Source organism: Streptomyces uncialis, from assembly GCF_036250755.1.
Lineage (GTDB): Bacteria > Actinomycetota > Actinomycetes > Streptomycetales > Streptomycetaceae > Streptomyces > Streptomyces uncialis.
The window spans coordinates 5,324,764-5,349,138 of the sequence record NZ_CP109583.1 but is presented as its reverse complement, the minus strand read 5'-3'; the positions used below and the strand labels follow the sequence as shown (position 1 = coordinate 5,349,138).

The 24,375-nt window shown below is 72.3% G+C and carries 21 protein-coding genes; 9 read left to right on the top strand and 12 right to left on the bottom strand.

Annotation, left to right across the window (positions count from 1 at the left end; translation table 11 throughout):
* Positions 1-1,068 precede the first annotated feature (1,068 nt).
* Entirely contained in the window at positions 1,069-2,622 is a 1,554-nt protein-coding gene (gene dacB, locus OG711_RS22170; protein ID WP_405673978.1) for a D-alanyl-D-alanine carboxypeptidase/D-alanyl-D-alanine endopeptidase, read from the bottom strand.
* 243 nt (positions 2,623-2,865) lie between these two features.
* On the opposite strand from dacB, the gene OG711_RS22165 reads away from it, so the two are divergent.
* Together OG711_RS22165 and OG711_RS22160 are read left to right on the top strand one after the other, a co-directional pair.
* On the top strand, positions 2,866-3,357 hold the full coding sequence (locus OG711_RS22165) for an inorganic diphosphatase (protein ID WP_073795593.1): 492 nt from the start codon (positions 2,866-2,868) through the stop codon (positions 3,355-3,357).
* A 288-nt stretch (positions 3,358-3,645) separates the two neighbouring features.
* Positions 3,646-5,322, top strand: a complete 1,677-nt coding sequence (locus OG711_RS22160) for a threonine/serine exporter family protein (protein ID WP_178391206.1) — start codon at positions 3,646-3,648, stop codon at positions 5,320-5,322.
* 634 nt (positions 5,323-5,956) lie between these two features.
* On the opposite strand, the gene OG711_RS22155 is transcribed toward OG711_RS22160, so the two are convergent.
* Entirely contained in the window at positions 5,957-6,643 is a 687-nt protein-coding gene (locus tag OG711_RS22155; RefSeq protein WP_073795319.1) for a DedA family protein, read from the bottom strand.
* A 204-nt stretch (positions 6,644-6,847) separates the two neighbouring features.
* Between OG711_RS22155 and OG711_RS22150 the strand changes: the two genes are divergently transcribed.
* Positions 6,848-7,219 (top strand): YbjQ family protein, encoded by a 372-nt coding sequence (locus tag OG711_RS22150; protein ID WP_099282651.1) that lies wholly within the window; start codon positions 6,848-6,850, stop codon positions 7,217-7,219.
* A 124-nt stretch (positions 7,220-7,343) separates the two neighbouring features.
* Here OG711_RS22150 and OG711_RS22145 read toward each other — a convergent pair whose 3' ends face one another.
* Positions 7,344-8,108: a MerR family transcriptional regulator gene (locus OG711_RS22145; protein ID WP_073795325.1), complete on the bottom strand. Its 765-nt coding sequence runs from the start codon at positions 8,106-8,108 to the stop codon at positions 7,344-7,346.
* Between the two features lie 150 nt (positions 8,109-8,258).
* On the opposite strand from OG711_RS22145, the gene OG711_RS22140 reads away from it, so the two are divergent.
* Positions 8,259-9,671, top strand: a complete 1,413-nt coding sequence (locus OG711_RS22140; RefSeq protein ID WP_073795328.1) for a glutamate decarboxylase — start codon at positions 8,259-8,261, stop codon at positions 9,669-9,671.
* A 295-nt stretch (positions 9,672-9,966) separates the two neighbouring features.
* On the opposite strand, the gene OG711_RS22135 is transcribed toward OG711_RS22140, so the two are convergent.
* The 5 genes from OG711_RS22135 to OG711_RS22115 form a co-directional block, all read right to left on the bottom strand.
* Positions 9,967-10,716, bottom strand: a complete 750-nt coding sequence (locus tag OG711_RS22135; protein WP_107499455.1) for an ABC transporter permease — start codon at positions 10,714-10,716, stop codon at positions 9,967-9,969.
* A gap of 197 nt (positions 10,717-10,913) precedes the next feature.
* Positions 10,914-11,846, bottom strand: a complete 933-nt coding sequence (locus tag OG711_RS22130; protein ID WP_329560164.1) for an ATP-binding cassette domain-containing protein — start codon at positions 11,844-11,846, stop codon at positions 10,914-10,916.
* Between the two features lie 138 nt (positions 11,847-11,984).
* Positions 11,985-12,626, bottom strand: coding sequence for a PadR family transcriptional regulator (locus OG711_RS22125; RefSeq protein WP_073795599.1), 642 nt, complete (start codon positions 12,624-12,626; stop codon positions 11,985-11,987).
* A gap of 189 nt (positions 12,627-12,815) precedes the next feature.
* Positions 12,816-14,282 (bottom strand): aldehyde dehydrogenase family protein, encoded by a 1,467-nt coding sequence (locus OG711_RS22120; protein WP_329560163.1) that lies wholly within the window; start codon positions 14,280-14,282, stop codon positions 12,816-12,818.
* A 67-nt stretch (positions 14,283-14,349) separates the two neighbouring features.
* Complete coding sequence (locus tag OG711_RS22115; RefSeq protein ID WP_073795335.1) at positions 14,350-15,237, bottom strand: helix-turn-helix domain-containing protein; 888 nt, start codon at positions 15,235-15,237, stop codon at positions 14,350-14,352.
* A 272-nt stretch (positions 15,238-15,509) separates the two neighbouring features.
* On the opposite strand from OG711_RS22115, the gene OG711_RS22110 reads away from it, so the two are divergent.
* Positions 15,510-16,001, top strand: coding sequence for an ATP-binding protein (locus OG711_RS22110; RefSeq protein WP_073795337.1), 492 nt, complete (start codon positions 15,510-15,512; stop codon positions 15,999-16,001).
* A 211-nt stretch (positions 16,002-16,212) separates the two neighbouring features.
* Here the strand turns inward: OG711_RS22110 and OG711_RS22105 are convergent, their stop codons facing one another.
* Entirely contained in the window at positions 16,213-16,434 is a 222-nt protein-coding gene (locus tag OG711_RS22105; RefSeq protein WP_073795602.1) for a DUF397 domain-containing protein, read from the bottom strand.
* 710 nt (positions 16,435-17,144) lie between these two features.
* On the bottom strand, positions 17,145-17,708 hold the full coding sequence (locus tag OG711_RS22100; RefSeq protein WP_329560162.1) for a hypothetical protein: 564 nt from the start codon (positions 17,706-17,708) through the stop codon (positions 17,145-17,147).
* Between the two features lie 172 nt (positions 17,709-17,880).
* Here OG711_RS22100 and rpmG point away from each other — a divergent pair, with 172 nt between their 5' ends.
* Both rpmG and OG711_RS22090 read left to right on the top strand, forming a co-directional pair.
* Positions 17,881-18,045 (top strand): 50S ribosomal protein L33, encoded by a 165-nt coding sequence (gene rpmG / locus OG711_RS22095; RefSeq protein ID WP_073795342.1) that lies wholly within the window; start codon positions 17,881-17,883, stop codon positions 18,043-18,045.
* A gap of 79 nt (positions 18,046-18,124) precedes the next feature.
* Positions 18,125-18,379 (top strand): type B 50S ribosomal protein L31, encoded by a 255-nt coding sequence (locus OG711_RS22090; RefSeq protein ID WP_073795345.1) that lies wholly within the window; start codon positions 18,125-18,127, stop codon positions 18,377-18,379.
* Between the two features lie 146 nt (positions 18,380-18,525).
* On the opposite strand, the gene OG711_RS22085 is transcribed toward OG711_RS22090, so the two are convergent.
* On the bottom strand, positions 18,526-19,773 hold the full coding sequence (locus OG711_RS22085; RefSeq protein ID WP_329560161.1) for a DUF2786 domain-containing protein: 1,248 nt from the start codon (positions 19,771-19,773) through the stop codon (positions 18,526-18,528).
* Positions 19,774-20,069: 296 nt separating this feature from the next.
* Here OG711_RS22085 and OG711_RS22080 point away from each other — a divergent pair, with 296 nt between their 5' ends.
* The gene (locus OG711_RS22080) at positions 20,070-21,764 is read left to right on the top strand and encodes a bifunctional 3'-5' exonuclease/DNA polymerase (RefSeq protein ID WP_329560160.1); all 1,695 of its coding nucleotides are present in this window, start codon (positions 20,070-20,072) and stop codon (positions 21,762-21,764) included.
* Positions 21,765-22,108: 344 nt separating this feature from the next.
* A complete protein-coding gene (gene istB, locus OG711_RS22075) occupies positions 22,109-23,641 on the top strand; it encodes an IS21-like element helper ATPase IstB (RefSeq protein ID WP_266517093.1) in 1,533 nt (510 codons plus the stop codon).
* A gap of 213 nt (positions 23,642-23,854) precedes the next feature.
* On the opposite strand, the gene OG711_RS22070 is transcribed toward istB, so the two are convergent.
* Positions 23,855-24,301 carry a pyridoxamine 5'-phosphate oxidase family protein gene (locus OG711_RS22070; protein WP_266517098.1) on the bottom strand — a complete coding sequence of 149 codons (447 nt, stop codon included), beginning with the start codon at positions 24,299-24,301 and terminating at the stop codon, positions 23,855-23,857.
* Positions 24,302-24,375: the final 74 nt, after the last annotated feature.

Sequence of the window (24,375 nt, the reverse complement as noted above, 5' to 3'; positions counted from 1 at the left end):
GTCAGTACGGGTCGCCTTCGCTCGCGCCTCCGAGGTTCCCTGTGCTGGACGCACTTGTCCCGTGCCGTCGCTCGGTGGCCGCGCGGTTCCCCGCACCCCTGGGGTTCCCCCCACCTGGACGCACTTGTCCCCGCGCGGGTACGTCCAGGGGTGCGCAGTTCCCCGCGCCCCTGAGGTGCTGCCCCCTTGCGGTCGCTCCTCAGGTGCGGGCCGCCCTCGTTCTCGCGCAGTTCCCCGCGCCCCTGGGGTTCCCCACCTGGACGTACTTGTTCCCGTGCGGGCCGGACGTGGGTGCGCAGTTCCCCGCGCCCCTGGGTGCTGCCCCCCCCTGGCGGTCGCTCTCCGGGTGCGGGCCGCCCTCGTTCTCGCGCGGTTCCCCGCGCCCCTGGGGTTCCCCACCTGGACGCACCTGTCCCCGTGCGGGTACGTCCGGGGGTGCGCAGTTCCCCGCGCCCCTGAGGTGCTGCCCCCTGGCGGTCGCTCCTCAGGTGCGGGCCGCCCTCGTTCTCGCGCGGTTCCCCGCGCCCCTGGGGTTCCCCACCTGGACGCACCTGTCCCCGCGCGGGTCGTCCGGGGGTGCGCAGTTCCCCGCGCCCCTGAGGTGCTGCCCCCGTCCGTCGTTCTTCGGGTGCGGGTCTGCCCTCGTTTTTGCGCAGTTCCCCGCGCCCCTTTGGGGCGCCCACCTGAGGCTGCCGGTCAGCCTGCGGGCTGGCATCAGCCCGGCCGGGGTTCATACCCCCTCCTCTCGCAGGCGCCCGGCTGCGGGAGGGGGTGGGCGGGAATCTCTGCTCGCAGACTCCGATGCTCTTCAGTCGGGTACGGGTACGTCGTACCGAGCGTGTCGGATCGAGGACGGAGAATCCCGACCGGCACCGACCCGAAGAACAAGCCGGATGCGCCCCAAAGGGGCGCGGGGAACTGCGCAGGACGAGGACCGGGCCGCACCCGAAGAACGACGGACAGGGGCAGCACCCAGGGGCGCGAGGAACTGCGCACCCACGAGCGACGGCACAGGAGCGAAGTGCGCCCAGCACGGGGGGGGAACCTCGGAGGCGCAAGCGAAGGCGGTCAGCAGCCGCAGGTCGTGAGACTCGTGGCCATCCGGTCCAACCGGGACTGCGTCGCGGTGGGATCGGTCGCGGGACCGTCCGTCATGAAGGTGAAGGCGAGCAGCCGGCCGTCACGGTCCACGACCGTGCCGGCCAGGGTGTGGACACCCGTGAGCGTGCCCGTCTTGGCCCGTACGAGCCCCGTACCACCCGCGTCGGGCCCGGAGGAGTAACGATTTCTCAGGGTGCCGGTGAACCCGGCGACCGGCAGCCCCGTCAGCGCCGTACGCAGCTCGGGGCGTTCGGGCTGCGCGGCCCGCGCGAGCAGCGAGGTGAGCAGCTCGGGCGTCAGCCGGTTGCCGCGGTCGAGACCGCTGCCGTCGGTGAAGCGGGTGCCGCCGAGGGGCATCCGGAGCTTGCCGAGCTGGGTCTTGACGGCCGCGCCGCCGCCACCGAAGCTCGCGGGCCGCCCGGAGACGAGCGCGGTCCGCCGGTTGAGCGCCTCGGCGATGTCGTTGTCGCTGCTGGTGAGCATCCGCTCGACCAGCGAGGACAGCGGCGGCGAGGCCACCTTCGCGAGCGGCAGCGCGTCCTTCGCGGCCCTCGCCGCCACCGGCGAGCCCTTGACCTTCACCCCGTGTCCGGCGAGCAGATCGGCGAACCGCGCGGCGGCGTCCTTCGCGGGGTCCTCGGCACGAGGCGCGGGGCCGCTGGAGGAGTCGTCCAGCCGCCCCTCGTCGACCATCAGGGCGCTCACGCGCGCGATGTTGTCGTTGCGGCCGATCGGGTGGACTGCGGGCCCGGAGTACAGGGAAGTGTCGTACGCGAGGGTCACCTCGCGCGCGCCGGACTTCGTGAGGGCACGGGCCGTGCGCTCCGCGAGGGTCCGCAGGGAGGCGTTGCCGCCCGCGCGGGCCCGCGCGGTGAGGGTCGGGTCGCCGCCGCCGACGAGCACGACCCGGCCCGGCCCCTCGGAGCCGGCCGGTTCATGGACGGTCCGGGTGGTGATCCGGTGGTCGGGGCCCGCGGCCGTCAGCGCCGCGACGGCCGTGGCGACCTTGATGGTGGACGCGGGCGTCAGCGCGTCACCGGCGCTCCTGCCCCACAGGAGCTTGCCGGTCGCCGCGTCCACGACGGCCGCGGCGGTCCGGGTCCCGTCGGGTGATCCGTCGAGCAGCGGGGCCAGTCGCTTGTCGAGCGCGGGGCCCTTCGGCAGCGGGGCCGTGCCGCCGGGCGCCCCCAGCGCGTCGAGCACGGACGGGGCGCTCGGGGCGGCCTTGGGCGCCTTCGCCCCCGTACCGCCCTCGGCGCCCGCGTGATGTGCGCCACCCTCGGTGCGCTGGGCGGCGGCCCGGTCGCGTTCGGCGCTGCGCTGGCCGGAGCCGTCCCAGGGGCCGGCCAGGGTCACGGAGGTGGCCGCGATCGCCAGTCCGGCCACGGTGGCACCGGTCGTGACCTGCCACGTCTTGACCTGCGAGGGCCGCTGGGTCCGGAGGTCGGCGAGCAGCGCCCGGAGGCGGCCGGCGAGCCGCCGTACGTGCGCTGACAGCTTCGTCTCCGGCAGCTCCGGCACGACCGACCAGCCCCTTTCGCGATCACACTGTGGCGTGAGGGACACTTAACCACTGCGTCTTGCCGCGGGATGGCACCCCGCTGGCCCCGACCACGATCCGGGCGGGGCCTGGGGGCCGTACGGCGGTAGCCGACCGGACCGAGCCGCGGGCGGCAGCCGTCTGCGACGAGCCGCCCCCCGGGAGGCCCCTCGCGGTGGACACAGCGTCACGACAATCATGTGCTGATCATGGAGGAGCCACCGGTGGAGTTCGACGTCACGATCGAGATTCCGAAGGGTTCGCGGAACAAGTACGAGGTCGATCACGAGACCGGTCGCATCCGGCTCGACCGTCGACTCTTCACGTCGACCAGCTACCCGGCCGACTACGGCTTCGTGGAGAACACCCTGGGTGAGGACGGCGACCCGCTGGACGCGCTCGTCATCCTGGACGAGCCGACCTTCCCCGGCTGTCTGATCCGCTGCCGCGCGATCGGCATGTTCCGGATGACGGACGAGGCCGGCGGCGACGACAAGCTTCTGTGCGTGCCCGCGTCGGACCCGCGCGTGGAGCACCTGCGGGACATCCACCACGTCTCGGAGTTCGACCGCCTGGAGATCCAGCACTTCTTCGAGGTCTACAAGGACCTGGAGCCCGGCAAGTCCGTCGAGGGCGCCAACTGGGTGGGCCGCACCGATGCCGAAGCCGAGATCGAGCGGTCCTACAAGCGTCTGAAGGAGCAGGGCGGCCACTGACGGCTGCTCCGCGTCCCGTCGCCGTGGCGGCGGGTACGCGGCATTACGCGGTGCCCGGAGCGGGCCGTGCGTCGTCCGGGGTTCCCGGTCCGCACGGCCCGCTCCGGTGTGCGCGCACACCGCGCGTGCGGACGGGATCTGTGCGTACGTAGGTGGTGTGCGGGGACGTAGGTGTCCGGATCACGGGTAGGGGGTCCGGGGACGACGGTCCGCGGCACGGTCCACGCGCGCGTGTGTGTGGTGAGGGTCAGGAGAGGTGGCACGACGGCACGTCCTGGAAGGGGTGCGGTGAGCGAGCGGAAGACCCCGGCGGGGGTGACGGACACGGCCGGTCCCGGTGACGGCAAGCCCGTGTCGGACGAGGCGCGCAGCGCCTTCAGTCAGCCGACGGGGGTGCATCCGCAGCCCGGGGCCGCCGAGGAGGACTCCCAGACGACGTCCGAGTTCGCGGTGCCCGAGGGGGTGCCCGAACCGTCCGCCGCCGAGCCCGAGGGGTCGGCGTTCTCTGCCCCGCGCACCTACAGCGCGCGCAGCGCTCCGCCCGCGTTCACCCCGGCGGCCGGGACCCCCCTGGTCCGGCTGACGCAGGAGGCGCCCTGGCAGGACCGGATGCGGACCATGCTGCGGATGTCGGTGACCGAGCGCCCGGCGCCGGAGCACGCGCAGCGCCACGAGGACGAGGTGGGGCCCGCGGTACCGCGGGTGCTCGACCTGACGCTGCGGATCGGGGAGCTGCTGCTCGCGGGCGGTGAGGGCGCCGAGGACGTGGAGGCGGCGATGTTCGCCGTGTGCCGTTCGTACGGGCTCGACCGCTGCGAGCCGACCGTGACGTTCACCCTGCTGTCGATCTCGCATCAGCCGTCCCTGGTCGAGGACCCGGTGACGGCCTCCCGGACGGTACGCCGCCGGGGCACCGACTACACCCGGCTGGCGGCCGTCTTCCGGCTCGTCCACGACATCAGCGACCCGCAGACCGATGTCTCCCTGGAGGAGGCGTACCGGCGGCTCGCGGAGATACGCCGCAACCGCCATCCGTACCCCGGATGGGTCCTGACCGCCGCCAACGGCGTGCTCGCGGGTTCCGCCTCCGTGCTGGTGGGCGGTGATGTGATCGTGTTCGTGGCGGCGGCGGTCGGCGCGATGCTGGGCGACCGGCTGGCGTGGCTGTGCGCGGGGCGGGGGCTGCCGGAGTTCTACCAGTTCATCGTGGCCGCGATGCCGCCGGCGGCGATCGGGGTGGCGCTCACGCTGGCCCACGCGGACGTACGGGCGTCCGCGGTGATCACCGGCGGACTGTTCGCGCTGCTGCCCGGACGGGCGCTGGTCGCCGGGGTCCAGGACGGGCTCACCGGCTTCTACATCACCGCCTCCGCCCGGCTCCTGGAGGTCATGTACTTCTTCGTGGGCATCGTCATCGGGGTCCTGCTGATCCTGTACTTCGGGGTGCGGCTGGACGCCAAGCTCAATCCGGACGCCGCGCTGCTGGTGATCGAGCGGCCCCTGTGGCAGATCGCGGCGTCCATGATGCTGACGCTCGCGTTCGCCGTGCTGTTGCAGCAGGAACGTTCCACCGTGCTGGCGGTGACCCTCAACGGCGGGGTCGCCTGGGTCGTGTACGGGGCGATGCACTACGTCGGCGGGCTGTCGCCCGTCGCGTCCACCGCTGTCGCGGCGGGGCTGGTGGGGCTGTTCGGCCAGTTGATGTCCCGCTACCGGTACGCGTCCGCGCTGCCGTACGTGACGGCGGCGATCGGGCCGCTGCTGCCCGGTTCGGCGACGTACTTCGGGCTGCTGGGGTTCGCCCAGAACGAGCTGGACGCGGGGCTGGTGTCGCTCACGAAGGCCGCGGCGCTGGCGATGGCGATCGCGATCGGGGTGAATCTCGGGTCGGAGATCTCCCGGTTGTTCCTGCGGGTTCCGGGGGCGGGGGGGCGGCGGGCGGCGAAGCGGACGCGCGGCTTCTAGAGAGCCTTACGCGACGCGGGTTCCCCCCGGTGGGCGTCGTACCCCGCCCCCTCGGGTGCCGGGTGCGCACCGTCCCTGGGTTTCCTGTGCTGGACGCACTCGTCCCTGCGCAGGTCGCTCGTGGGGTGCGCAGTTCCCCGCGCCCCTGGGTCCGTCCGGCTGGACGCGCTTGTTCCCGCGCCGTCGCTCATCGGGTGCGCAGTTCCCCGCGCCCCTGGGTTTCCTGTGCTGGGCGTAGTTGTTCCCGCACAGGTCGGACGGGGGTGCGCAGTTCCCCGCGCCCCTTTGGGGGCGCCACCTGGGGCTGTTCTCCGTCTGCGGGGACGGGGTTGGACCATCCTCCTCGCGGACTCGCGCTGCTGCGGGAGGGGGTGGGCGGGAATCTCTGCCCGCAGACTCCGATGCTCTTCAGTCGAGTCACGGAACGTCTTACCGAGCGTGTCGGATCGAGGACGGAGAATCCCGACCGGCACCGACCCGAAGAACCGACCGGACGCGCCCCAAAGGGGCGCGGGGAACTGCGCACCCCCGTCCGACCTGTGCGGGAACAAGTACGCCCAGCACAAGGAACCCAGGGGCACGGGAACAAGTACGCCCAGCACAGGGGGAACCTCGAAGGCGCAAGCGAAGGCGGTCAGCGTTTGGCGTGGCGGCCTCGGGTCTGGGGCTCGTCCGGGTCCGGGGCCCCCGCGACCGCCCTCTTGGACTGGCCCCGCGCGCGGGCGAACTCGATGACGATCGGGACGATCGACAGCAGCACGATCCCGATCAGCATCGCCTCGATGTTGTCGCGGACGAGCGCGTGCCGCCCGAGCCACGCGCCCAGCAGCGTGACCCCGGCGCCCCACAGGATGCCGCCGATGATGTTGAACGTGATGAACGAGCGGTACCGCATCCCGCTGACGCCCGCGATGATCGGCGTGAACGTGCGGACGATGGGCACGAACCGCGCCAGGACCAGCGACTTCGGCCCGTGCTTCTCGAAGAAGTCGTGCGCCTTGAGCACGTTCTCCTGTTTGAAGAAGCGGGAGTCCGGGCGGTTGAAGAGCGCGGGGCCGACCTTCTTGCCGAACAGATATCCCGCCTGGTCGCCCAGGATCGCCGCGACGCAGATCAGCACGCACACCAGCCACAGGTCCATGGTGAGCTGCCCGGTGGTCACGAGCAGGCCCGTGGTGAACAGCAGGGAGTCACCCGGCAGGAAGAACCCGATGAGCAGGCCCGACTCGGCGAAGACGATGATCAGCAGGCCGTAGACACCGAACTCGTTGAGCAGATGGTTCGGGTCCAGCCAGCTCGGTCCGAGCGCAAGCGTCGTCACGGTTTCCGGACTCCTGAGGGTGAGGGAAGACGGCGGGGCGGGGGTGATCCGGGCCGTGGCGCGGCTCGACCTCGCGGTCGGGCGCGCCAAAGCTATCAACGCGGGACGGGTGGACCTGGTTCCGCCGACCCCCTCAGGTTGTACCGTACGGCGACGGGTCCGAAGCTTTGGGTGACGACAGAAAGTGTCACAAGGGAGGCAATAGTGGGCATCGAAGACTATGGCGGCGGTATGAACCCCGAGTCGGACGTCCTGGTGGTGACGACGAACGACGTGCCCGGTTACCGGGTGGAACGGGTGATCGGCGAGGTCTTCGGGCTCACCGTCCGCTCCCGCCATCTGGGCAGCCAGATCGGCGCGGGGCTGAAGTCGATGATCGGCGGCGAGCTGAAGGGCCTGACCAAGACACTGGTCGAGACCCGCAACCAGGCGATGGACCGGCTGATCGAGCAGACCCGCGCGCGGGGCGGCAACGCGGTCCTGATGTTCCGTTTCGACGTGACCGAGGCGTCGGACGTCGGTACCGAGGTCTGTGCGTACGGGACCGCGTGTGTGATCGTCCCGCAGCAGCAGTAGCGGTAGGTACGAGAACGCACTGCGGTAAGGGGCGTCGGCCATGGCCGACGCCCCTTACCCATCCCGACCCACCGGACCCGTCCAGCGGAGCCGTCCCCCGGCCCACCGGACCGCACCGCACCGCCTACCCGCGGCCCCCGCGTTCCGCGTTCGCCCGCATCGCGTCCCGCATATAGACCGCGAGACCCGGCTCGATCGCCTCGTACGTCGCGGTGAACCGTTCATCGGCCACGTACATCTCGCCGAGCGCGGCGTGCATGGCGGGGTCGCAGGTGTAGTACCGGTCCGAGATGAACCGGCGGTGCTCCTCGGCGACGTCCGCCGCGGCCCCGGAGTCGGCGGCCGTCCCCGCGACGAGCAGATCGGCCATACGCCGGTGGATCGCGTCGAAGCGGACGGTGGCGTCCTTCCAGTCGTCCTTGGTCCAGGCGGTGGTGCGGCGCCTGGACTGCCGATAGGCGTCGGTGGTGCCCCAGCGTTCCTCGGCCTCCCGCGCGTGGGCGTCCGGGTCGAAGTCGCCGAACACCTCGAACTTCTCCTCGGGTGTCAGTCGGATGCCCATCCGGTGTGCCTCCATGGCGGTCTCCACGGCTGCGGCCATCCGCCGCAGCCTCTCGATACGGCCGGTCAGCAGCCCGTGCTGACGCCGCAGGTGTGCGCGGGGGTCCGCGCGCGGGTCGTCGAGGAGGACGGCGACCTCCTCCAGCGGGAAGCCCAGTTCCCGGTAGAAGAGGATCTGCTGGAGCCGGTCCAGATCGGCGTCGTCGTAGCGGCGGTGCCCGGCGTGGCTGCGCCCGCCGGGCGTGAGCAGCCCGATCCCGTCGTAGTGGTGCAGTGTGCGCACCGTGACCCCGGTGATCCGGGCGACCTGTCCCACGGAATAGCTCATGCCCCGCGCCTTTCTCCTCGTGCGGTCACCAGCGTGCTTCCTCACGTCGCGTGAGGTGCAAGCCGGTCCTACGGTGGTCTGTGGGCCTCGCGGCGCGGCCCCCGCGGGTGCCCGTCGCCCGCGGCTCCCCCACAGCCGCCGGAGGCATCCGTGTCCCTGCACCGAGGCACCCAGCGGCCCGGGGCCCGGCCGATGGCCGTGAACCCGTTCTACGGCGAGGCCGACCCCCTGGGGGACATGGTCGACGCCCCGCCCAAGCACCGGCTGCCGGACGGGCCGCTGCCGCCCACCACCGCGTATCAGCTCGTCCACGACGAACTGATGCTCGACGGCAACGCGCGGCTGAACCTCGCGACCTTCGTCACCACCTGGATGGAGCCGCAGGCCGGGGTGCTGATGGCGGAGTGCCGCGACAAGAACATGATCGACAAGGACGAGTACCCCCGGACCGCCGAGCTGGAGCGGCGGTGTGTGTCGATGCTGGCCCATCTGTGGAACGCGCCGGACCCGGACACCACCGTCGGCTGCTCCACCACCGGGTCCAGCGAGGCGTGCATGCTCGCCGGAATGGCCCTGAAGCGGCGCTGGGCGCTGCGCAACGCCGACCGCTACCCGTCGCGGACGACCCGGCCGAATCTGGTGATGGGCGTCAATGTGCAGGTGTGCTGGGACAAGTTCTGCAACTTCTGGGAGGTCGAGGCGCGTCAGGTGCCGATGGAGGGCGACCGCTTCCACCTCGACCCCGCGGCGGCGGCCGAACTGTGCGACGAGAACACCATCGGCGTGGTCGCGATCCTCGGTTCCACCTTCGACGGGTCCTACGAGCCGGTGGCCGAGCTGTGCGCGGCCCTGGACGACCTCCAGGAACGCACCGGACTGGACGTACCCGTGCATGTGGACGGCGCGTCCGGCGCGATGATCGCGCCGTTCCTGGACCCGGACCTGGTCTGGGACTTCCGGCTGCCGCGGGTGTCGTCCGTCAACACCTCCGGCCACAAGTACGGGCTGGTGTACCCGGGGGTGGGCTGGGCACTGTGGCGGTCGGCGGCGGAACTGCCGGAGGACCTGGTGTTCCGGGTGAACTACCTGGGCGGTGACATGCCGACGTTCGCGCTGAACTTCTCCCGGCCGGGCGCGCAGGTCGCCGCGCAGTACTACACGTTCCTGCGGCTGGGCCGTGAGGGATTCCGCGCGGTGCAGCAGTCGACCCGGAACGTGGCCCGGGAACTGGCGGAACGCATGGAGTCGCTGGGCGACTTCCGGCTGCTGACCAGGGGCGACGAGCTGCCGGTGTTCGCGGTGACCACCGCGGACGACGTGAGCGCGTTCGACGTCTTCGATGTGTCACGGCGGCTGCGGGAGCGGGGCTGGCTGGTGCCCGCGTACACGTTCCCGGCGAACCGGGAGGATCTCGCGGTGCTGCGGGTGGTCTGCCGCAACGGGTTCTCGGAGGATCTGGCGGCACTGTTCATGGAGGATCTGGAACGGCTGCTTCCGGAACTGCGGGCGCAGAGCGGGCCGTTGGTGACGGACCGGAACGCCGCGACCGGCTTCCACCACTGAGCGGCGGCCGGCCCGGAGCCCCGCATCCCGGGGCCCTGGACGGCCGCTGGCGGCCCCCGGGGCCCGGTTCGACCCCCGGGGGCCGGGGCGACGGGTGAGGGCCGTCAGACGGCCGCCCGGCCCGCCCGCAGCCCTCGAACCCCGCCGCCCCGCCACCTCAGCCCACCCGGGGTCGGCGCCCCGCGCTGTCACCGCCGACCCGCCCGTCGGCCAGGGCCCCGCCCCGTCGACCTTCAGCCCGCCCGCGGCCAGGTCCCCGTTCCGTCACCCGCCCGGCGGCCGGACGCCCGTACCGTCACTTGCTGAGCGCGCCGAACTTCCGTACGGCCAGCGGGAAGAACACCGCGAGGAGCAGCAGCGGCCAGAGCACCGCGAGGAGACCGGCGTGCTCCGCCGCCCAGGACGTGGCCGTGGCGCCGCCCTCGCTGCCGAACAGGTCGCGCACCGCCGTCGCCGTCGCGGACATGGGGTTCCATTCCACGACCGGGCCGAGCCAGGACGGCATGGCCTCGGGAACGGCGAACGCGTTCGACAGGAAGCCCAGCGGCCACACCAGGATCTGCACGGTCTGCACCATCTCCGGACGGCCCGCGACCATGGCGAGGTGGATGCCCACCCACAGCATCGCGAAGCGCAGCAGGAGCAGCAGTCCGACCGCGCCCACGACACCCAAGAAGGAGCCGTGCACCCGCCAGCCGACGGCGAGACCGACCCCGGCCATGACGGCCAGCGCCGCCGCCGACTGGAGCATGTCCGCCGCGGAACGGCCGACCAGGACGGCTCCGTCGACCATCGGCATCGAGCGGAACCGGTCGATCACCCCCTTGTTGAGGTCCTGGGTGACCGCGACCATGGTGGACTCCAGCCCGAACGCCATGGCCAGTACCAGCATCCCGGGGACCAGGAAGTCGATGTAGTCGCCGCGCACCCCCCGGCCGCCGCCGATCAGGTACCCGAACATCAGCAGCAGCATCACCGGGAAGACGAGCCCCACGATCAGCTGCACCGGCTCCCGCGCCCAGTGCGCCAGCTCGCGGCGGGTCATGGTCCAGCAGTCGGCCAGCGCCCAGGTCAGCCGGCCGCCGGGCGGGGTCCGCCGCGGGGCGGTACCGCCGCCGGGCGCCCCTGCTCGGGCCGTGCCGTACGCGCGCGTGGCGTCGCTTTCCGTCGGAGCCTGCTCCAGTGCGATGGGTCCTCCCGTGCCGCTCGTGGTGCCCGTACCGTCGTTGCCGCTCGTGCCGCTCATACCGCCGCTCCCTCGATGAGTCGCAGGAAGACCTCGTCCAGCGTGGGGCGGCGGACGGCGATGTCCTCCGCCTCGATGCCCGACTCCTCCAGCGCGCGCACGACGCCCGTGAGCGCGGCCATCCGGTCGGTGACCGGGGCGCTGACCAGCCGCCGGTCCGGGTCGGCCACCGCTCCGCCGGGCAGCATCCTTGCCACGGCGGCCAGTTGGTCCGGCCGCCGGACGACCACGTCGAGGCGGTCGCCGCCGGTCCGTGCCTTCAGTTCGTCGGCGGTGCCGTCCGCGATGACGCGCCCCTGGTCCACCACGGAGACCCGGTGCGCGAGCTGGTCGGCCTCCTCCAGGTACTGCGTGGTGAGCAGCACGGTGGTGCCGCCGCCGACCAGTGAGCGGACCGAGGACCACACCTCCGCGCGGCCGCGCGGGTCGAGCCCGGTCGTGGGCTCGTCCAGGAACAGCACCTCCGGTTCGGTGATCAGGCTCGCGGCGAGGTCGAGCCTGCGCCGCATGCCGCCGCTGTACCGCTTCACCGGCTTGGGGCCGGTGTCCGCCAGGCCGAACCGCTCCAGCAGTCCGTCGGCGCGGGCGCCCGCGCCACGGGCGCCCAGGTGGTGGAGCCGCCCGAACATCTCCAGGTTCTGCCGTCCGCCCAGTTCCTCGTCCAGCGCCGCGTGCTGGCCCAGCAGACCGATCCGCCGGCGCACCCCGTCCGCGTCGGCGCGTACGTCGTGCCCGGCCACCGTCGCCCGGCCCCCGTCGTGGCGCAGCAGGGTCGCGAGGACGCGCACCAGGGTGGTCTTGCCCGCGCCGTTGGGTCCCAGGACGGCGTGGACGGTGCCCCGGGCGACCCTCAGGTCCAGCCCGTCCAGGGCCCGCTTGGCGCCGAAACTCTTGTGCACCGCCTCGACCGCGATCGCCGTTTCGGCCATCGCCCCTCCCTCACATTAATCAAACTTGACTAGCAGCTCGCACAAGGTAGTGCCCCAAGGTTCGCTAGTCAAACTTGATCAGAAGAAGTTCTCCGCCGACCGCCGCACCGACCCCCGCCACGCACCCTCAAGCACCGGTCAGTGCTTGTCCCCGGGATGGGTCTCGCCGGTGGCGTACGGATTGACCTGGCCCTCGGTCAGGACGCCGACGAACGGCTCCCCCTCGCCCGCGAAGACATACGCGCCGCCCTCGATCCGCGCGATCAGCCCACGGGTCCACGCCGCGTCCGAGTCGGCCGAGTGGACCCAGAAGTTCATGATCTCGCCGATGTGGTCGGTCTCGCCGGGCCCCGGCCCGGGTGTGTAGTACTCCAGGACCGTGGTCCGCCACTCCTCCATGGCCCGCACCCGCCGCTTGAGGAGGTCCACGACCTCGTCGCGGGGCAGGTCGACGATGAAGCCGATGGCCGCCGACAGGACGTCCGACTTCTGGTCGTACGTGGTCAGGGCCCCCCTCAGCAGGGTGAGGAACTCCTCCTCGCCCCGCCCGGTCAGCTCGTACTCCACCCGGGGCGGGCCGCCGGCCGTGGAGGGCGCCACCTCGTGCGCGCGCAGGACGCCCTGCTTCGCCATCTGCTTCAGGGCGTGGTAGATCGAACCCGGCTTGGCGTTGGACCACTCATGGGCGCCCCAGTACTCCAGGTCGTTGCGCACCTGGTAGCCGTGGGCGCGCACATGCTGGCGCACCGCCCCCAGAACGAGCAGCCGGATCGCCGACATCCCCACACCCTTCACCTGCACACTGGTCAATTTTGACCAGAGTAGCCCCGCAGCGCCCTGCGCGGTCCCGGACGGTCCCGCCGTCACAGGCCCGCCGCACTCCGCGGAGCGGCGTCCCACCGGGGAACCGGGTGCCGGGCGGAACCAGGTGCCGGAACCGGGTACCGGACCAGGGGCCGGAAGGGGAACTCACAAGGAGAACGGGGGGCGGGCGTGCTGGACCGAGATCCACTTCCAGGTGGTGAACGCCTCGACGGTGGCCTCACCGTTGAGACGGCCGAGCCCCGACTGCTTCTCCCCGCCGAAGGCCACCATCGGGTCGTCGTGGATCGTGCTGTCGTTGACGTGGAACATCCCGGTCTCGACGCGACGCGCGAAGCTCACCCCGCGCTCGGTGTCGGCCGTGTGCACGGCACCGCCGAGCCCGTACGGGGTGTTGTTGGCGATCCGGACGGCCTCGTCCTCGCCGTCGAACGGGAGGAGCAGCGCGACCGGGCCGAAGATCTCCTGGCGCAGCAGCGGGGAATCGTCGGGCAGCCCGGTGAGGACGGTCGGCTCCACGAGATTGCCGATCGTCCGGCCGTGCAGCAGGGCCGTGGCCCCCTCCGTGAGGGCCTGGTCGACGAGGTTGGTCAGGGCCTCGGCCTGGAAGTCGTTGATCACCGGGCCGATATGGGTCTCCGGGTCACGGGGGTCACCGGTGCGCAGCGCCCGTACCCGCGCGACGAAGCGTTCGGTGAACTCGCGCTCCAGGGAGCGGTCCACGAGAATGCGGTTCGCGGCCATACAGACCTGGCCCTGGTACACGTACCGGCTGTACACGGCCGCGCCGACGGCGTAGTCCAGCCCGGCCTCGTCCAGGTCGTCCAGCACCACCAGGGCGCTGTTGCCGCTGAGTTCGAGGACGCAGCGCTTGAGGCGGGCCGCGCTGACGGCGGCGACATGACGGCCGACGCGGTCCGATCCGGCGAACGAGACGACCTTGGGGACGGGGTGCTCGATGAGCGCGTCACCGATCTCCGCGATGTCGGTCACGAGGACGTTGAGCAGCCCGGCGGGCAGGCCCGCCTCCTCGAAGATCCGGGCGATCAGTCCGCCGCCCACCACGGGGGTGTTCTGGTTGGGCTTGATGACGACCGCGTTGCCCAGGGCGAGCGCCGGGGCGACCGACTTGAGGGTGATCAGGAAGGGGAAGTTGAACGGGCTGATTACCGCGACGACGCCCACCGGGACCCGGTACAGGCGGTTCTCCCGGCTCCGCTCGGCGGCCGGCAGGATCTGGCCCGCGGGGCGCAACGCCAGATGCATCGACTCGCGCAGGAACTCCTTGGCCATGTGCACCTCGGCGACGGCCTTCGCGCGGGTGCCGCCGAGCTCGTCGATGAGAGCCTCGACTATCTCGTCCTCAAGACCCTCGGTGATGCTCAGGGCCCGCTCCAGGACGCCGCGCCGCTCGTAGGGGCTCACGTCCGCCCAGCTCTTCTGCGCCCGCTCCGCCGCCCGGTAGGCGTCGTCGACCTCCGCGCGCGTGGCCACGGTCAGGGCGGCCAGCTTCTCGCCGTTGTACGGGTTGAAGTCGATGATGTCCCACGAGCCGCTGCCGGTCCGCCATTCGCCATCGATGTACTGGTGGGCCAGGTCAGTGAAGAAGGACATACGATCCCCAACCGCAGAGGGCATGCGCAGGCGGCGGTGCCTGATGAGACGTCATCGTACTTGTGTGTTACGACAATTGGAGCAGACCACGGAGCAGGTCACGGGTCTCGGAGGGACCGGGGCTGTCCGTCCTGAGTTCTTCCATGACCTTTGCGTACTGTGCGACCTCGTCCCGCTTGTCCACGTAGAGCGCGCTCGTGAGCTGCTCCAGGAACACGACGTCCGAGAGGTCCGACTCGGGGAAGCTGAGCATCGTGAAGCTGCCGCTCTCGCCCGCGTGCCCGCCGAAGCTGAACGGCATCACCTGGAGGGTGACATTCGGCCGTTCCGACATCTCGATGAGGTGCTGGAGCTGGCCGCGCATCACCTCGCGGTCGCCGTAGGGTCTGCGCAACGCGGCCTCGTCCAGCACCACATGGAAGTGCGGGGCGCGCTCCGACACCAGGACCTTCTGCCGCTCCAGACGCAGCGCGACCCGCCGCTCGACGTCGGCACGGCTCGCACCGCCCCGGGAGACGACCGCGTGCGCGTACGCCTCGGTCTGGAGCAGTCCGTGGACGAACTGCACCTCGTAGACCCGGATCAGCGACGCGGCGCCCTCCAGCCCGACGTACGTCTGGAACCAGCCGGGCAGCACATCCGTGTAACTGTGCCACCAACCGGCGACGTTGGCCTCCTTGGCGAGCGAGAGGAGCGGTCCGCGCTCCGCGTCGGCGCTCACGCCGTAGAGGGTCAGCAGGTCCTCGACATCCCGAGCCTTGAAGCTCACCCGTCCCAACTCCATGCGGCTGATCTTCGATTCGGAGGCTCGGATCGAGTAGCCGGCCCGCTCCCGGGTGATGCCGCGCGACTCCCGCAGTCGCCTGAGTTGCGAGCCCAGCAGGATGCGTCGCACCACTGAACCTCCCCCGGCGGCCTCGGTCTGGGGATCCCCCCATGACTCGCCTGCGGTCACTTCGTCAGCCTCCCCAACGTCTTCAGGTGGCGAAGTCTGCCACTAAAACCTTCCAGCCCGTACTCATACGGTTACAGAAATGGGAAAGGCAGTGAGAGGCCCGGACAAGAAGTCCACGGAAGAAATCATCGAGAAGCAGTATGGTCCAGTCCATTTCCGGCGCGTGCACGTGCATCTGCCCTTGCATCTGCTGTGCGCATTGGGAACCATGGTCGACGCACCACCGCAGTATCCGGAGTACCGCCAGGGCCGCGAACACGGGAGTGCCTCGCATGGGGACGAACGGATCGACCATGCTGGAGCCGTTAAGGCAGGGGCTTCCCCCCATCGACCCCACGGCGGTCTCCAGCGCCGCGTCCTGCGCCTTGTCGGCGCGCTACGAGGCGGTGGGCGAGGCGAGACGCTTCACCCAGGACACCCTCACGGAGTGGCGGGCCGACGAGCGCTTCGACGACATCTGTCTCGTGGTGTCGGAACTCGTCACCAACGCGCTGCGCCACGCGCTGCCGCAGGACACCCCGGACGGGGAGACCTCAGGGGTCCGGCTGCATCTGATGCGCTGGACCCGGCGCCTGGTGTGCGCGGTACGGGACCCCAGCGACGAGTCCCCCGTCGCCCGGGACGCGGAGGAGGCCGCCGAGGACTTCGCCGCCGAGTCGGGGCGCGGACTGTTCCTGGTGGACTCGTTCAGCGACAGCTGGGGCTGGCACCCGCTGTCGGGCGCACCGGCGGGCAAGGTCGTATGGGCCCTGTTCCGGATCTGACGGCTCCCGCGCGCGGGAGCGCGGACCTGTGCGCCGCTCCACGCGCCGCCCTGTCGTACGCGAACCGCCGCGCGGCCCCGCGCCACCGGGCACGAACGCGTACGGCACCCGCCCCGGCCCGGACGGCCGGTCCGGCGGGATGTTCCCCTGTGCACACGGACGGACGGCCACCCCGAAGGCGCCGTCCAGGTCGTACCGCTGCCGGGCAGCGTCAGGGGCCGGTCACCAGGTGGTCGAACTCGCCGTCCTTGATGCCCAGCAGCATCGCCTCGATCTCCGCGCGCGTGTAGACCAGCGCGGGACCTTCGGGGAAGCGGGAGTTGCGTACCGCCACCTCACCGTCGGGCAGCCGGGCGAACTCCACACAGGAGCCCTGCGAGTTGCTGTGCCTGCTCTTCTGCCAGGCCACATCTCGCAGCTTTGCGGCGGCCATGCCGTTGTACACGTCATGCACAGGTCGCTCCCGGTGGTGCAGTGGCTGATGTGGCGTTTGCTGCAACGGTCAACTGAGCCGGATCATAGCTCTGTTTCACATGCAAGTGCATGGGCGGATGCACGTGCACGGGGGGTGGCCCCGTGATTACAGCTCCTGGTCCCGGCTCGGTCCACCGCCCGGTGGAGCGACTTCCCGCGCGCCCACCCGACATGTGCGGGCCACCCGCTGTCCATGATCGCGGAGCCGCGGCCCGTAGCCGTAGGCGGGATCGCGTCAACCCGCCCCCAGGAGAAGACGCGTGCCGGGCCCCTTGTGTTCAGCGGGAGGCCACCGTGGCCTCCCGCTCCTGTTCGGCGCGCGCCAGACCGGGGCACCGCGCGCGTCCGCGCGATCCGGGGCCACCGCCGAGCGGAAACGGCTGGAACCCTTCCCCGCGCCACCCGCCACCGCCGGACCCGCCCTGGTCACCGCGCCGGGCCGTGGACATCCGGCCCGGCCACCGCGGCGAGTTCCGCCCCCGGCGCGAACCGGGCGGCCGTCGCCACCCCCGGCGGAACCGGCCGCCCCGCCCCGGACCGCCCGCGGTGTCCGGCGCGAGCCTTGCCGTCCCCACCTCCGTCGGCTATGTCCCGCCGCCCCGGACGGCCGACTTGGACGACCGGCTTGGACGACCGGCTTGGACGACCGGCTACGACCGGCTTGGACGGTTACCGGGCTCCGCCCGACGGGCCCCCGGTCGGCAGGCCGCCCGGCAGTTGTCCGTTCTCGGTCCTGCGGTACGTCTCGGGGTCGGGGCGGCCCTTCCAGTCGACGGTGAGGCTGTCGTCGGCGACGGACGTGACCGTGCCGTCGACCCGGTCGGACGCGCCGCTGGTGCAGGTGAGGGTGATCGTCCGGTCGCCGTCGCGTTCGCCGGTGGAACCGCCGCACACCGTGCCGCCGCTCGCGAAGAGCCCCGCCTCACGGCCCGTGACGACCAGGGCGACGGCCTTGCCCCCGGTGGTCGCCAGCCAGCCGCCCTCCAGCGCGTCGGCGCGACGGAGGCTTCCGTCCGTCCCCGCCGCGGCCCCGGCCACCCCCGGTGCCGTCGCGGAAGCGCCGTCCGGCCCGGACGGCCGACCGCCACCGCCCGCGCCCGGCCCCTCACCGTCGGCACCACTGTCGGCACCGGCGCAGGCGCTCAGGGTGAGCAGGAGTGCCGTGACGGCGAGCCCCACGGCCGTCCGACGCTGCGGCGCGGACCCCTGATCCGTCGAGGGCGATGGCTTCACGGGGTCCCCCAAATGCCGGGCGGAGCGGCGGTTCCGGCGTGGGCCGGAGGTCCGCAGCAAGTTACCAGGAGGGGGGCGCGCGCCCCTTGGCGGAAGCCCCGCGCGCGTGAGGCCCCGTATCCCCATGGAACGGACACTTGAAAACGGGATTCATTTTCAGTACACTGCCGTCATGGCACGCAACGAACTCCGACCGATCATCAAGCTGAGGTCGACCGCGGGCACCGGGTACACGTACGTGACCCGCAAGAACCGCCGGAACGACCCGGACCGCGTGACGCTGCGGAAGTACGACCCCGTCGCCGCCCGGCACGTCGCGTTCCGCGAGGAGCGCTGACCCCGTCGGCCGCGGCCGCGCCGGCACCGGTGACGACGACCGTCACCGGACCCTCCCAGGAAGGACACAGGTAGACGCCATGAAGCACACCATCCACCCCTCGTACGGACCGGTCGTCTTCCGGGACCGGGCCGCGAACCACGCCTTCCTCACCCGTTCGACCGCCACGAGCGACAAGACGGTCGTCTGGGAGGACGGCGTCACCTATCCGGTGGTGGACGTCGAGATCTCCGACGCCAGCCACCCGTTCCACACCGGCACCGCGCGCGTGCTCGACACCGCCGGCCGACTGGAGCGCTTCGAGCGCCGATACGGACGCCGCGAGGCCCGCTGACCGGCGGACCCCACCGGCTCCGGCCCCCGGGGAACACGCCCCCCGGGGGCCGGTACCCCACAACGTCACGCACCCGCGCGCGGGAGGTCTCAACGGCCTCCCGCGCGCGGGTGCGTGCGTTCACGTCACATCTGGTACGGGCACACTCAGCCGTCGCCGTCCGTCAGCCGTCCCGGACCGTGTCCGGCCCGGTCGCCGCGTCCACCGCCGCGCAGCGACACCGAGTCGCCCGCGCGGGTGCCCTCGTCCCAGCCCGCCGCGTCGGTGACACCGCGCAGCCGGGTGGACGTCGTCCGGGGGAACATGCTGTCCACGTGGCCCGCGACCGCCACCTCCCGGGCGGCGAGCACCGGCAGTGACTCCGGCACCGTGGACGTGACCTCGCGCGCGGTCGCGGTGAGCCGGTCGCCCACCCGGTGGGCGTACGCGGCGAGGAAGGACTGGCGGAACGTCTTGGTGCGCTTGCGTCCGGCGGCGCGCTGCGCGGCCTCCGCGCGGGTCATCGCCGTGGCGCCCTGGACCAGCAGCGAGGTGTAGAGCAGTTCGACCGCGTCCAGGTCGGACGCGAAGCCGACCACCGTGGAGAAGCCCAGGTCGCCGTTCCAGACGGCACGGCAGTGGTTCGCCGTGGCGACGGTGTCCAGCAGGACCGCCTTGGCCGTCTCGTAGGGGGCGTCCACCCCGATCCGGCACGCCCCCGGCACGTCCTTGGCGTGGGTACGGGCCGCCAGCAGGGCCTCGTCCACACTGTGCCGCGCCATGAGTTCCTGTGCCTTCGCGCTGAGTGCCTCGGCCTCCTCGGGGAACGTCGTCGCCTCCGCCTTGGCCAGCAGGGCCCTGATCCGCGCCAGGGTCCTCGGCTCACCGGCGAAGGGCACGGTCAGGGCTTCACCGGGCAGGGGCCCGACCGGTTCGACGGCGGGCAGCCGCAGCAGCAGCCGGTACAGCTCAAGAACGGCCGTCGCCCAGGAGAAGCGGTCGGGGTGGTCGCGGGGCGCGCGCGGCAGCGGATCACCCGGGGCGGAGGTGGCGGGCCGGGCGCCGAGCGCGCGCAGCTGTCCGTCCCAGCGGGGCGGCAGCGGATCATGGCGCGGGGTCTCCCGGCCGATGAGCAGGACCGTCAACCGCTCCTGGGCGCCGGTCAGTTCACGGCGGACCATGCGGACGACATCGGCGGGCTGCCAGCCGCGCCGCCAGGCCGTGGTCAGCAGGTCCTCGCCCCGGCTGCCCAGCTCGGTGTCGGCGTCCGGGTCGGCCGCGAGCAGCGAGGCGCCGGTGTCGAGACCGGTGTCGTCGTCGCTGTAGAGGGCGGCGGCGAAGGCGCGGTCGACCGTGCCCTCACCGGCGTCCCGGCCGTGGCCTCCGTCGGCCGTCCGGCCGTGCCCCGCTGTCATCGACATACCTCCCTACGGCGGTCGCGCCCGGTGGCCACCGCTCACCAGGATGGTCGCAGCCGCCGGGCACCCGGCGCCGTTCCGCACCCCGAACATTGTCCACAGCCTGTGGACAACTTTTCCCGACGGGAGCCCGCCGCGTCAGCCCTCGGTCACCGCCCAGCCGCCGCCCGTCCGCCGCGCGCCTGCCCGGAGTGCCGCCGGGGCTCGCGCGCCAAGACGGGACATTCTCGCGTATCAGCAGGTCAGAGCCGTACCAGGGGGCATTGTCAGTGGCCGGTGCGAGACTCGTACACATGAGCGAACGGTGGGCCGTGGCACCGGTCGAGGGCGGCGGCGCGGAGCTGGCCCCCCTCGGCGGGGACGGGCTGCCCGCCGCCCCGCCCGTGCGGGAGCCGGACCTGGCTCAGGCCGTACGGTCCCGGCCCGGGGTCACCCGCTGGATCTGGCGCTCGACGGCGGAGACGTACCCCCGGCTGCTCGCCGCCGGGGTGCCGGTGCCGCGGTGCTACGACGTCGAGACCGCCGAAGGGCTGCTGCTCGGCCATGAGGGCCGCCTGGGCGAGCCCCGGTCGGCCGCCGCCGCGTGGGCCCGGCTGCACGACCGCCCGGTGCCGCCCGACCCCCCGCAGCGCTCCGCCGAGCCCGGCGCGCAGTCCTCGCTGTTCGAGCCCCGCCCGGTGCCCGTACCGCTCGCGGCGCTGCTGGAGGTGTACGCGGGCCAGCAGCGCCGCCATGACGCCACGGCGCACCCGGGCCGGATGCGGTTGCTGACGGCGGCGGAGTCGGCGGGAGCGCTCGTCGCCACCGAGATGAACGCGACGGGCCTGCCCTGGCGGGCCGATGTGCACCGCGAGGTGCTGCGCGACCTGCTGGGCGAGCGGTACGCGGGCGGCGAGCCCCGCAGGCTGGCCGAGCTCGCGGACGAGGTGTCGGCGGCCTTCGGACGCCGGGTGCGGCCCGATCTGCCGGCGGATGTCGTCAAGGCGTTCGCGCAGGTGGGCGTGCGGGTGCGCTCCACCCGCCGCTGGGAGCTGGAGGAGATCGACCACCCGGCGGTCAAGCCGCTCGTCGAGTACAAGCGGCTGTACCGGGTGTGGGTCGCCCACGGCTGGTCCTGGCTGGCGGACTGGGTGCGGGACGGCCGGTTCCGCCCCGAGTACCTCCCGGGCGGCACGGTCACGGGCCGCTGGGTCACCAACGGCGGCGGCGCCCTCCAGATCCCCAAGGTGATCCGCCGCGCGGTCGTCGCCGACCCGGGCTGGCGGCTGGTGGTCGCCGACGCCGACCAGATGGAGCCCCGGGTGCTCGCCGCGATCTCCCGTGACCCCGGTCTGATGGAGGTCGCGGGCCGGGAGACCGATCTGTACCAGGAGGTGTCCGACCGCGCGTTCGCGGGCGACCGCGAGCAGGCGAAGCTCGCCGTCCTCGGCGCGGTCTACGGCCAGACCTCGGGCGACGGGCTGAAGCACCTCGCCGCGCTGCGCCGCCGCTTCCCGCGCGCGGTGGCGTACGTGGACGACGCGGCGCGTGCGGGCGAGGAAGGCCGTCTCGTACGGACCTGGCTGGGGCGCACATGTCCCCCGGCGGCGGGCTCCGGCGACGCGGGACAGGACGAGGCGGGCATTCCCCAGACCGGCGACGAGCCGGAGGACCCGGCCGGGGAGAGCGGGTTCGTCCCGGGCTACGCGTCCACCAACACCCGCGCGCGGGGCCGCTTCACCCGCAACTTCGTGGTCCAGGGCAGCGCCGCGGACTGGACGCTCCTGGTGCTCGCGGCCCTGCGTTCGGCCTGCGCCGGCCTCGCCGCCGAACTGGTGTTCTTCCAGCACGACGAGGTCATCGTCCACTGCCCCGCCGACGAGGTCGACCAGGTCACGGCGGCCATCCAGGAGTCCGCGGCCACCGCCGCCCGCCTCGTCTTCGGCACCACCCCGGTCCGCTTCCCCTTCACCACCTCGGTCGTGCGGTGCTACGCGGACGCGAAATAGGAAGTAACCGGGTCGGTAGGGCAGTTCAGGACGCACGGCGACACCACCCCGGCCCCGTCCCCCCACTCCCGACCCCACCCGTCACACCTTCCTCACCCGCCACCCCGCCTCCGTCGCCCGGGTGTTGACGCCCCGGGCCGTCCTCCGGGGCGCGGGAATCCCCGCCGGGAGCGGACCGCGACCCCAGGCAGAGCGAGGAAGGCGGGCGCCGGTGACGGGAAGTGTGCGGCCCGAAGTCGTCAACCGCCGACCGTCCGGCGGTGACGCTCCGCTCCATCGGGTCGTTGGGTGCGTGTACGCGGGCGGTCACGCCCGGGTTGCCACCCCCCATGCCACTCCGGGAGATGCCGTTGACCGGTCCTGCCACGCCCACGTCGCGCAAGCCGGATTTCAGGAGCTACGCGGCTTCGTCCCTCGGTTACGCCCTGTTCGCCACCCGCTGGCTCCAAGCCCCCCTGTATTTCGGGCTGGTGGCCGCGCAAGGCGTGTACGTCTACAAGTTCTTCAACGAGTTGTGGCATCTGATCACCGCTGTCATCAGCGGCCAGGCGGACGAGACGCATGTGATGCTCGCCGTCCTGAAGCTGGTCGACGTGGTGATGATCGCGAACCTGCTGATCATGGTGATCGTAGGCGGCTACGAGACCTTCGTCTCCCGTATCGGTCTCCAGGGCCACCGCGACCAGCCCGAGTGGCTGTCGCACGTCAACTCCAACGTCCTGAAGGTCAAGCTGGCCACGGCGATCGTCGGTATCTCGTCGGTGCACCTGCTCCAGATGTTCGTGGACGTGTCCCACACCTCCCAGCACTCGCTGTTGTGGGGGACCGTGATCCATATGGCCTTCATCCTGTCCGCGGCGATCCTCGCCTACATGTCCGGGCCGATGGAGGCCCACAGCCGTCCCCCGGACTTCGCGGCGGAGCAGGAGGCCGCCCGGAACGAACGCAAGAGTTACGGCGACCGGCCGACCCTGCGCGGACGCGGCGGGCCGGACACCGGCGGCGACCCGCCGAAGGGCCCCGACGACCCGGACGACCCGGACAGCGGCCCGCCCGGCGAGCACGGCCGGCCCGGCGCCAAGGGCGAACACGACTTCGCCGACCCGGGCTTCGGCACCCCGGCGCACGACGAGCGCGACGGATACCGCCTCCCCGGCGGTGACGGTACCGAGGGCGTCGGCATCCCCCGGCCCCGCCGCGCCGCCATCCCCGCGCAGGGCTCCCCCGGGAGCCGTGACGGCTCCATCCGGAACGCCGTGACCGGCCCGGCGGCGGCCGAGGACCGTATCCACGCGGCCGGGTTCCCCGCCCGCAAGGTGCTGGAGGAGTTCGACGACGACCACCAGCGGGCCCTGGAGTGGAAGACCATCACCCGGCTGGGCACCCTGGACTTCGTCGACGGACGGTCCAACGCGGTCTTCCTCGGGCCGCCCGGCACCGGCAAGACCCACCTCGCCATCGCCCTGGGCACCCGGGCCTGCCGTGCCGGGCACGACGTGCTGTTCGCGACCGGCGCGGAGTGGACGGCCCGGCTCGCCGCCGCCCGCTCGGCGGGACGGCTCACCGAGGAGATCGCCCGGCTCGACCGGTACTCGGTGCTGATCGTGGACGAGATCGGGTACGTGCCGTTCACCCCGGACGAGACGCATCTGCTGTTCCGGCTGGTCTCCCACCGCTACGAGCGGGCGTCCGTCGTCGTCACCAGCGACAAGCCGTTCAACCGCTGGACGGAGATCTTCGGGGACACCCCCGTCACCAAGGCGCTGATCGACCGGCTCGCCCATCACGCGGATGTCGTGACGCTCCAGGGGGACAGCTACCGGCTGCGCGGCCACGACCTGGACCGCACCCCGGTGTTCTCCGCCGACCCCCGCTGACCCGATCGGCCGCAACGGGCTTCGGCGAACCCCGGCGGACCTCGTCGACCCCATCAGCGCGGGCGAGCCGTCCGCCCTCGGCCCCGGCCGCCCATCGGCCCCCGGCGCGGGCCCGACCCGTGGCCGGGGCTCGTCCGCCGGGGCTCGACCTGGCTCGCCGTCAGGCTCGTCCGCCGGGGGTGTGCGCTCCGGGGTGTTCAGTCCCCGGTTTGTTCAGTCCGCCGCGGGGGCCCGCTTCGTACGGACGGAGCCCATGACCCGGGTCACGCCGATCTCGATGACGACGCGGCGCGGGTTGACGCGCGGGGGTTGGTAGCGGCGGGCGTAGCGGACCTCGGCGTCCGCGACGGAGGCGGGATCGTCCCGGACGACGGCGATGCCCTCCAGGGTCGCCCAGCGGCCCCCGTCCGCCTGGCTGACGGCGACCCGCGCGCCCGGACCGGCCGCGAGGACGTTGCGGACCTTGCGGCTCGTCCCGCTGGAGATGACCCGGGCGATACCGGTCACGGGGTCGTACGTCACCCCGACGGGCACCAGATGAGGGGTGCCGTCGGGACGTGGCGTGGTCAGGAAGCAGAGATGGCGCTCCTCCCAGAAGGCGAGGAACGCGGGGTCGGCCGCGAGATCGCCGGGTACGGGGGACACGTCCGGTGCGGGCATGCTGCGGTGGCTCTCCGTGCGGGGTGCGGGCGGGGGTACGCAGGCCGGTACGGGTACGGGTCCGAGGCTGTGTA

Excerpts from the sequence above, each read along its gene's own strand:
- OG711_RS22145 (WP_073795325.1), bottom strand. The coding sequence starts at position 8,108 with ATGAGCTATTCCGTGGGACAGGTCGCCCGGATCACCGGGGTCACGGTG.
- OG711_RS22135 (WP_107499455.1), bottom strand. The coding sequence starts at position 10,716 with ATGACCCGCCGCGAGCTGGCGCACTGGGCGCGGGAGCCGGTGCAGCTG.
- OG711_RS22130 (WP_329560164.1), bottom strand. The coding sequence starts at position 11,846 with ATGGCCGAAACGGCGATCGCGGTCGAGGCGGTGCACAAGAGTTTCGGC.
- OG711_RS22125 (WP_073795599.1), bottom strand. The coding sequence starts at position 12,626 with ATGTCGGCGATCCGGCTGCTCGTTCTGGGGGCGGTGCGCCAGCATGTG.
- OG711_RS22120 (WP_329560163.1), bottom strand. The coding sequence starts at position 14,282 with ATGTCCTTCTTCACTGACCTGGCCCACCAGTACATCGATGGCGAATGG.
- OG711_RS22110 (WP_073795337.1), top strand. The coding sequence starts at position 15,510 with ATGGGGACGAACGGATCGACCATGCTGGAGCCGTTAAGGCAGGGGCTT.
- OG711_RS22105 (WP_073795602.1), bottom strand. The coding sequence starts at position 16,434 with ATGGCCGCCGCAAAGCTGCGAGATGTGGCCTGGCAGAAGAGCAGGCAC.
- rpmG (WP_073795342.1), top strand. The coding sequence starts at position 17,881 with ATGGCACGCAACGAACTCCGACCGATCATCAAGCTGAGGTCGACCGCG.
- OG711_RS22090 (WP_073795345.1), top strand. The coding sequence starts at position 18,125 with ATGAAGCACACCATCCACCCCTCGTACGGACCGGTCGTCTTCCGGGAC.
- OG711_RS22085 (WP_329560161.1), bottom strand. The coding sequence starts at position 19,773 with ATGACAGCGGGGCACGGCCGGACGGCCGACGGAGGCCACGGCCGGGAC.
- OG711_RS22080 (WP_329560160.1), top strand. The coding sequence starts at position 20,070 with ATGAGCGAACGGTGGGCCGTGGCACCGGTCGAGGGCGGCGGCGCGGAG.
- istB (WP_266517093.1), top strand. The coding sequence starts at position 22,109 with ATGCCGTTGACCGGTCCTGCCACGCCCACGTCGCGCAAGCCGGATTTC.
- OG711_RS22070 (WP_266517098.1), bottom strand. The coding sequence starts at position 24,301 with ATGCCCGCACCGGACGTGTCCCCCGTACCCGGCGATCTCGCGGCCGAC.